This is a genomic window from Protofrankia symbiont of Coriaria myrtifolia, assembly GCF_900634755.1.
GTDB classification, from domain to species: domain Bacteria; phylum Actinomycetota; class Actinomycetes; order Frankiales; family Frankiaceae; genus Protofrankia; species Protofrankia coriariae.
The window spans coordinates 1-7,248 of sequence record NZ_CAAAFS010000351.1 but is presented as its reverse complement, the minus strand read 5'-3'; the positions used below and the strand labels follow the sequence as shown (position 1 = coordinate 7,248).

Sequence of the window (7,248 nt, the reverse complement as noted above, 5' to 3'; positions counted from 1 at the left end):
GTCAGGCGTTTTCGTATTGCTTTCAGCGACAATACAAAAATATCAGAACGACATGTGGTGTTCTGGCAGGGACTACCAGCGGTCCCGTCGTTGCGCTCTGGTTTTGCCCGAACATACTATCGTCGTCTCCTGTTGCTGCGGACGCTGTTCCACAAGACCACCCATGATATTGTCCGGATACTTGCCGCGGACAGTGAGCCGCTGAATCTGGAAATACCGGATCACAGCATCTCGGCTGTTCTGATCTCCGAGGGCGCGCTGTTCGGGGCGGGGCGGGAGAGCAGGGAGATCCCGGAGAAATGGCAGAAACGGGTGCTGGATGTCCTTGCCGGGCGTTCCGGCCCCGGTAGGGACGAGGACGATGTCCGGGCGCTCGAGATACTGCTTGCCGACGGCGCCCTGCCCGCCGTGGAGACCGCCCACCGTTACGCGCTGCGTCTGCGCGACCAGGACCGCCTGGACCAGGTGCTCGGCGAGCTGCTGGCCCGCGCGCCGAAGAAGGCCGACGACCGCTCCCGCCAGGCCCAGGCCGGGGCCGTTGCGCTGGCCCGTGAGTTCTGCGCCGACAGGTTGTGGGCGTACGGCGAACCCCGGTGGCCCGCGGTCGACCGCGGGCTGGCCTGCACCGGCCATGCTGCCCTGCAGGTCGTCATCCAGGAAATGCGCGCCGGTTCGGTCGACGGACTGCGGGACTGGCTTGAGCGGATGCACAGCGCCGGAGATTCGGCACCGTTGGTGCTTGTCCCGTTCTGGGCGCTCCTGGCCCAAGATCGACTCCCCAACAAAATACCGAGTCCCGCGGAGTTTCCCGAGGACGGAATGCGGGCGCTCCTGCAACTCGCCCACCGCTTGGACCTGCGCGGTGGCGCGTGGCGGCTACCGGCCCTCATCGAACGTCTCCCGGCCGGCTGGGGCCAGGTCGCCGAACCGTTCCGGCGGTTTTTCGCGCCAGACGTCCCCAACGGGCTGCCCGCCAGCGCCGAGGCGAACGACATCCCGGTGGCCGAATGACCGGAACCACACCAGCTGTTTCCCCGGAGACAAAAAAATGATCATTACGGGCCTGCTCGCCGCGCCTTACCACTGGGTGGGGGCGTCCTGGAGCTGCCGCCCGTGCGGTCGCGGGGGCCTCGACGGCCGCGGAGGAATCTGGGGAACCTGGCGAACGGGCCGGCCTCCCGCTGCCAGCCCTCCGCGTGGGTGCCCTCCGGGTAGGTGAAGGTGACGTTCCCGACGATCCGGGACTGGCCCGGGGAGAAACGGACCCGGGGCAGCCTGCCGCTGACCTGCCGTGGCCGGTAACGCACCAGGATGTCGGTCCGGGGGGTTTCACCGTCCGTCCGCGCGCGCCGGCCACGCACCGATCCGGTACCGGGAGCGTCGATCCGGTGCCGCGTGCTGATCTGCGCCTTCCGTCCCGACAGCTCCACCTGGACGACCTGGCCGTTCGGCCATTCCACCAACAGAATGCCGGCCAGCCTCGGGTACCACCACAGTCGTCCGAGGATGGCCGCGAGGATGACCGCAGCCACCAGCAGGAGGAGCCGGAGCACCCCCCACAGGTTCCAGCCGTCCGGGTTCGAGCCGTGCAGCACGGTGCTCTCGTCGGCGAAACGCAGCCGAAGGGGTAGCTTGAAGTCGTAGTTGGCCACGTCCCGCCACGGCGAGTCGATGGTCGCGCCCAGGCGAAGCTCACCTGTGACAACCTGTGACCTGCGCAGCCAGCCGGCGGAGTGCTGCTGCCAGGTCAGTATGACCGGAATGGTGACGCTCTGCCCCGGCGGCAGGATTATCCGATCTGGGACGCCCACCGCTTGCACGTCCGGGCGCGAAGGCGTGATCGAGACATTGGTGAGCTCCACCGGGAGCCACTTCGCCCGCGACGTCAGCTTCACCTGCGTGACCAGATGGGACGCGCCCGGGTCCACATCGGCCAGCCGCGGTTCCCAGGAGACCGTGACCTGCTCCTGCGTGTCGGGCGTGAGCAGGCCGGCGGCGGTGAGCCTGCGGGAGTCCTCCTTGGCACGGTCCAGATAGGCGCGCAGCTGGTCCGGGGGCAGCGCGAGCACCTTGGTGGCGGGCAGCGCCCACTTGAGCAGGCTGGCACCGGCCATCGCCTGATCATCGTTGCGCAGAGCGATGCCGTGGCCATGGACCCTTGCAAGGTCAAGCCGTTGTCGTGTGTGGTCCTGGAGCGCCTGCCACGGCCGGTCGTTACTTTCCGGGTCCGGGAAATCGCTGCTGCGCGGCGGGTTGTGGGCGCCATCGGTCAGTAGGAAGACCGCGGAGACGGGGGACGCGTCGCGCCGGTCGAGTTCGTTGACCGCCTCCCTGATGGCGGCGCCGATGTCGGTGGCTCCCCCGTTGGGGACGAGGGGCAGCTGGTCGATGGCACTGCCCGCGTCGGCCGCGGAACCGGAGTAGAGCAGGGCCGGAACGGCGTCGAAACGGATCAGGGTGAAACGGTCGGCGGGCGTGAGGCCGGCGACATAACCTCGCAGGAAGTCACGCACCTGGTCGAAGAGCGCGCCATCCCGCATCGACGCCGACGTGTCGACGAGCAGGACATAGTCGGCCGCCACGTCGTTGAGGCGCAGCGCGGTCATGACGGCGTTCAGATCCACCTGTGCGACGCCTGGGTCCGCCGGTGGGATGCCCGGGTCTGGCTGCGGGGCGCCTGGCGCCGGCGCCTGCGCGGCCGGCGCCGCGGCGACCACGGCCGCTGCCGGCGTGCCGCCACCAGCACCGACAGCGAGAGCCAGGGCGAGTATCACGGTGACGGCAAGCGCGGCGGCAGCGGTGCGCCGTCGCGTGGGCGCGGCCAGCGGCGCCGTGGTGTACGGCATGATCACATCGGACCTGCCTCTGCTCCGCTGCGGTAGGTGGTGACAACTCATGTCGGCCTGCCCGGTCCGCCGTTTCCCGATCCGCATGGGTGGTCATCTGCGCTCCCGACCGGTTCGAGAGCCGCGTCCCGAAAACCACCGGGCCGCTCTGCTGGGGCCGTTATCCCTGATCATTTCTGGATGCTCGCGTCTGATCTGGGTGAGCCAGGTCTGTGCCGGGGAAAGCGTGGTGAGATCCGGTCGGTGGTCGAGAAGCGCCTGGACGGCCTCCGCAGCGGTGACCTGCCCGCTGTTGATGGTGGCAGTGACCGCTTCGTCGCCGATAGTCGCGGATTTCCTGGCGATGTTGTAGAGCAGCCTGAGCAGCAGCCCGACCGCCTGCGGTGACTGTGGCCAGCCAGTCTGGTGGATGTGTACCGCCACCCGTCGGATGGTCCACTCGGCCTGTTCCCTGGTTCTCCGGCTGTTGCCGGTGGGACTGTCCCTGTACAGTTCTGCAAATGACTCGCTGAAGCAGTTGACGTAGTCCCTGGCAGATATCGAGGGGCTCTCCGTCCGCAGGTACAGCGGCCTGCGTGGTTGTTCACCGAACACCAGCAGGAGCAGATCCAGGGTGGCCTCGTGCGCGTCGGCCTGTGCCGGATCCGGAGTGGCTCCGCGCAGCGCGTCGACCCACAGCGGATATTCCTTCTGCCTCAGCCGAAGTGCCGTGCGCAGCAGCCAGGACAACACGTACGGCAGCAGTTTTGCGGCCGGTCCGTCGCCGGCCTGACGGGCCAGTCGTAGCAGGGCGAAGAGATAGGCATGCCCCTGATTTTCATGCCTGTCCACCTCGTCGATGGCCTCATGGCTCGGCATGCCGTCAAGGACGTCAAGGAAAGGCCACAGGACACGCCGTAGCTGTTCGGAGGTTGTCAGCCATTCCAGCAGGGCTCGGATCTGCTCGGCCGTCGTCATCCTGAGGGGTTCGGTCATCTGCCGGATCAGCTCAAGCGCCAGCCACGACGGTGCCTGAGCGATCATCGTCAGTGCCCGTTCGTCCGTAGCGGCGGTCGCCGGCCCGGCGAGCAACCGGCGGTCGCGGAACTGCTCCAGCACGAGGGACGCTGCTGTGGCACACCGCTGCCGATCGTGTGCCCGCAGATCGGCCAACGGTTCGGCTCGGCGGGTCTTCTGTCGGAGTCCGGGCCGGTGAGCCGCGGTCCTGGCGGTCTGGAAGTCCAGCAGGTCCACGAGCACCCGCTCGGCGAAGCCGAGATCGCCGGCCAGGCCCAGAAACCGCTCCAGCGTCTCGAGATCCGCGGGGCCCACCCACAGATGCTCCTGGACGATTCTCCCTGTGGAGCCCGCCAGCCACGGGTTCCGTTCCTCCACCGTTGGATCTGCGGCCGTCCATCGTGGCCAGACCTCTCCGACCGTCTCCAGGTCCTCCGCGCCCGCTTCCCGGAGCAGGAGCAGCACGGCTCTGAGCCGGAGGGAAAGATTGAAATCATCGATCCTGCCCTCCCGTAGCAGCTCGCGTACTTCTTCGGCCCGTGCCGTACCGTTGTGGATGGCCTGGGCGATATGGACCCGCGAATCCAGCTTGCCAAGGTGGTGTATGGCGTGTTCCGGATCGTTCGTCCGGTGTGGTTCCACGACTGAGGCGAGATGTTCGACGATCTCGCTGACCGTCCTGCCGCTTTCCTTCATGGCCACAAGCAGGTCGAAGTAGGTGGCGCACCTGCCGTCGAGGGGCGGGTCGGGGGAGGGAGGTCTGCCCGGGGGTGGCCAGTAGACGGCCGTGTGCCCGGGCCGGGGATGGTTCGTGAACGCCAGTCTGATCCGGTGGGTGCTCCCGCCGTCCGCCCAGGTGCTGGCGACCAGTTTCGACCGCTGGCCGTAGGGGAGCAGCGCGGCCACCGCGTCGAGGAAGCGCAGCCGCAGCATCGTCCGCTCGTCGGGGCTGCCGGTCGGGCCGCCGCACACCGACACCCGGTGCGCGAGCAGCAGGGCGGCGGTGGTCGCCACCAGCTCGAAGCCGAACCGCTCGATGTGCTCCGCCAGCTCGTCGGGATCCAGCGGGGTGAGAGCGATCCGTAGCGGTTCGTCGCCGTCGTTATGTCTAGCGATGTTCGCCTTGCTGAGCGTGGAATACAGTGTCGCATAGGACACCGGAGTGCCTGCCAGATCGGGGAAGGGCACGCAGAGGTATCTGGTCGTCGCGATCAGCCTGCGCGCGCCGTCACGCTGGTCGGACCAGGTGCGCTCCGCGATCCCGAGCACGCTGCTCCCACCTCGAGGCGCGTAACTCACCGTCACCCATGGCAGGGCATCGGGCAGCGCCTCCCTGATCGATCCCGATGACGGAGTGCCCGGTGTGAAGCGCCGCAGGATCTCGTCGAAGCCGGCTCGGGAGAAGAAACCGCCGCTCGACCGCAGCACGGCGTAGTCGCTGTCGCTGTCCGGCTCTTTTCCCATCAGCGCCCAACCAGCCGGAACGGTCGGGCCAGGGTCGCGCGGTGCCCGGTTCGTCATGTTCGGAGAAGGGACTGGCGAATCTGTTTCTCCAGCCACAGGAACGGCTCCAGCACGTTGATGGGCGTGACCTGGCCGCGAATACGGAGATCACCGTCCGGAGTCGTCTCGACGTTGGTGAAGTCGCGTCTCTGGAAAACGCCGGTGGCACCGATGTAGAAGCCGACGGCCGAGCTCACGAAATAGTTCACCCGCTGGGTGTGGAAGTACTGCTCGATGCTTCTCATGACGAGCAGGGAGGAGGCGCCGTTCGGGTCGCTGCACAGCTTCCGGAAGAACTCACCGGCGAGGTCGTCCGGGACCGTCGGGGTCATGGCGCGGTCGTCCCCGGTCAGCACGACCCCGTAGTTGTGCGCCTTCCGGAAGACCGCCGGGTCGTCGAACTTCGTGACGCAGACGGCGAGGTGGTGCGGGAGCCGCCCGTCCCGCAGCCGGCCCGTCTCGTAGGACCGGCGGGCCAGCTGCTCCAGCGTCCGCTGGAAGTACTCGTAGGAATCCCGCTCGCGGAAGGGGTCGAAGAGGTAGACGATCCCGTCGCATGCTGCCAGGTGATCGAGAAGACCTTTTGTCTGGTCCTGTGGATCGGCCGTGTCGAACTTGGGCCCGGGCTCGTCGAAGATGTCCAGCTCGTCCTCGTCCTCCGCGAAGAGGGACGCCGCCGGGCCGGCCAGGTCGTTCGGCGTCCGGGTGCTTGCGAACATGTCGCCGCTGACGTCGAGCAGCTGCACCTCGAAGACCGTCTGGCCGGACATGGCGCGGCCGGGCCTGCGCCACCATGTCCTACCGGTCCCGCCGCGGGTGGGCCGGACGAAACGCCACCGCAGTTCGTGGACGTCGTTCGCCGATGTCGCGTTCGGGAAGATCCGGTCCCGGTTCATGTGGCTGGTACTGGTACTGAGGAAGTCCGAGGCCGCGTCGTCGACGCCGGTGATGAGCCAGCCGTCGTCGGTCGACTGGTTGACGACGGCGATCTGCAGCGCGGCCAGGAAAGTGATCTTACCACTCTGCGGGGCGCCCCACAGGCCGATACGGGTGGCACGCGACGTCGATTGTGTCTCTGTTGTTGTCATCGGGGGCGTCCGAAATCGGTCAGCGCGGGTCGGTCAGCGCGTGGAGGCGTCGTCGGCGACCAGGTCGGCGACGACGATGGTGGTGTCGTCGCGGGCGCCGGCGATCATGGCCGCGTCCACCAGGGTGTCCGCGGCTCGCTCCGGGCTCAGACTGCCCAGCTCCATCAACAGGCCGTCCAGCTGCTCGGGCGTCATGACCTTGGTGATCCCGTCGCTGGCGAGGACGACCCGGTCGCCGGCCCGCACGGGCTCCTCCAGCAGGTCCAGCTCGACCTCCTCGTTGAGGCCGATCGCGTTGAGCAGTGGCCCGTTCTTGATGGCGTGCGGTGTGGTGAGCCGGCGCGGCCGGCCGCGGCCGGGCTGCAGCCACACGGAGCTGTCCCCCACGTGCGCGACGAAAAGGGTCCGGCCGGTGTCCTGTTGGCGGCCCAGCACGACGACGTCGAGGGCGCAGGCCATGCCGTGCCAGGAGGGCTCCTCCCGGGGTTTCTCCCGGACCGTCCGGTTGGCCCGCTCAAGCGCCCCCCGCAGTCCGTCGCGCGGGTCGGCGGCATACTGTGGGCGAAAGCTCGCCACCGTGGTCACCGCCAGGGTGGACGCGATCTGCCCGGCCGCTTCGCCGCCGACTCCGTCGGCGACCGCGAGCAGGCCGTCGACGACGACAAAGGCGTCCTCGTTGGGGCCGCCGCGCTTACCGCGCCTGGTCCGGCCGGCCGCGGCCAGCCGCAGTGGTGCCGACGTGGAGACGTCCGGTTCGTTCGCGACCAGTTGCTCGCCCCCGGGAGCGGACGGGGGGCCTGGCGGGGGGATCGGCG

General features: G+C 68.3%; 5 protein-coding genes. 1 reads left to right on the top strand and 4 read right to left on the bottom strand.

The window, feature by feature from the left end:
• A partial coding sequence (locus CM1CMNOD_RS20555; protein ID WP_207387512.1) for a hypothetical protein occupies positions 1–1,011 on the top strand: 1,011 nt, incomplete at its 5' end.
• A gap of 44 nt (positions 1,012–1,055) precedes the next feature.
• Here the strand turns inward: CM1CMNOD_RS20555 and CM1CMNOD_RS20550 are convergent.
• The 4 genes from CM1CMNOD_RS20550 to CM1CMNOD_RS20535 form a co-directional block, all read right to left on the bottom strand.
• The gene (locus CM1CMNOD_RS20550) at positions 1,056–2,846 is read right to left on the bottom strand and encodes a vWA domain-containing protein (protein ID WP_131774131.1); all 1,791 of its coding nucleotides are present in this window, start codon (positions 2,844–2,846) and stop codon (positions 1,056–1,058) included.
• Between the two features lie 93 nt (positions 2,847–2,939).
• Complete coding sequence (locus CM1CMNOD_RS20545) at positions 2,940–5,306, bottom strand: hypothetical protein (RefSeq protein ID WP_050803627.1); 2,367 nt, start codon at positions 5,304–5,306, stop codon at positions 2,940–2,942.
• Positions 5,307–5,359: 53 nt separating this feature from the next.
• Positions 5,360–6,433: a hypothetical protein gene (locus CM1CMNOD_RS20540; protein ID WP_013875511.1), complete on the bottom strand. Its 1,074-nt coding sequence runs from the start codon at positions 6,431–6,433 to the stop codon at positions 5,360–5,362.
• Positions 6,434–6,466: 33 nt separating this feature from the next.
• Positions 6,467–7,248, bottom strand: a 782-nt coding sequence (locus CM1CMNOD_RS20535) for a PP2C family protein-serine/threonine phosphatase (protein WP_131774130.1), incomplete at its 5' end; no start/stop codon positions are given.